2 protein-coding genes are annotated in these 1,285 nt (G+C 50.7%); both read left to right on the forward strand.

Features of this window, described 5'->3' with window-relative positions; genetic code table 11:
- Positions 1-502: 502 nt before the first annotated feature.
- A complete protein-coding gene (locus tag Q0257_RS08410; protein ID WP_298023976.1) occupies positions 503-847 on the forward strand; it encodes a hypothetical protein in 345 nt (114 codons plus the stop codon).
- On the forward strand, positions 798-1,285 hold a 488-nt coding region (locus tag Q0257_RS08415; protein WP_298023978.1), incomplete at its 3' end, for a hypothetical protein. The genes Q0257_RS08410 and Q0257_RS08415, both read left to right, overlap by 50 nt.

Here is a 1,285-nt window from a genome sequence, read left to right on the forward strand (position 1 = left end):
ACCCGCTGCATAAATTTGATGCAAAAAGCGGGCTTGCATTTTGCGCGTAAATTCTGCGCGAGCGTGCGTTTGTGCGTGGGATTTGCGCGCGGCAGTTGTTTTTGGTGCGGCGTCTTGCGGATTTAAATTTATGCGCTCAATCGCGTCGTATTTTTGATACGCGGCACGGCACGGAATTTTGCCGTTTAGGAAGCGCGCCGTGCGGCAAATTTCGCAACAGAAAATGTCGCATCAATTTCGCCGCATTCAAATTTCGGCAGGTAAAATTTGCCTTGCGGCATCGTGTCGCGCAAAAATTCGCCGATCGCGGCGCAAAAACAGACGCGCTCAATTTCGCGGTAGAGATTTCGGCGCGGCACAATTTGTAAGCGTAAAATTTACCGCCTGTTTTCATTGCGTTGGCGTGAGCCGACTTGAAGCGCGGCACAATTTGTGGATGCGAGACTGCGCCGCAGCGGTTCCGGCGATGCGGCAGATGTAAATTTAAAAATAAAGAGCAAAAATGGTTCAACTACTACTTGATAAAGCGAGGGCTCTGCTTGCGCCCGCGCCGAAATTTTATTTCGGCCTATGCGGCGCGGTGGGTGTATTTTGGCTCGTCGTCGCGCTTAATTTGATCGTTTGCGCGGCGCGGGTGTATTACTTTTACGGCGTGGAAGATCGCATATTTTCGCGGATCTTTGAGGATTTTTGCTGCATTTTGATCATAAATTTGCTCATCTTTCATCTCTGCTTCGTCGTTTTTAGAAGATTTTTCGGGCTTGCCGCTCTGTTTGTGCTAGCGATCAATACGCTTTGTGCGGCTATCTCGCTCTTTTTGGTCGTTTTTTTTCGACTCCGCTTTTAACGTCGTCGCGCTCGATGCGATAATCCACACCGACGCGAACGAAAGTAAGGAATTCGCCGCGCAATTTCTCAGCGCGGGCGTGATCTGCTCTTTGCTCGCATTCGCGACCGCGACGTTTGTCGCGCTGAAGTTTAAAAAAAGCTCGTGCAGCGCGAGGCTGCGAGCCGCATTTAGCGTGATCTATCCGATTTGTGTGGTCATTTTTTGCATTTTTACGGCGACCAAAATCGCAAGCGGTGGCGAGCGTTATCGCGCGACGCTCGGCACATACGCTCCGCTTGAGTTCGCGTTCGTCGTAAAAGATTATCTCGGCGATGCAAATTTCCTTGCCGATCTGCAAAGCATCGAGCGTGGCTACGACGAGGCGAAGCGGGCGAATTCCGCGCTTGATTTTAACGCAACGCAGATTAAAAACGTCGTGCTGATTATCGACGAGAG

It is taken from the genome of uncultured Campylobacter sp. (assembly GCF_938018035.1).
Classification (GTDB): domain Bacteria; phylum Campylobacterota; class Campylobacteria; order Campylobacterales; family Campylobacteraceae; genus Campylobacter_B.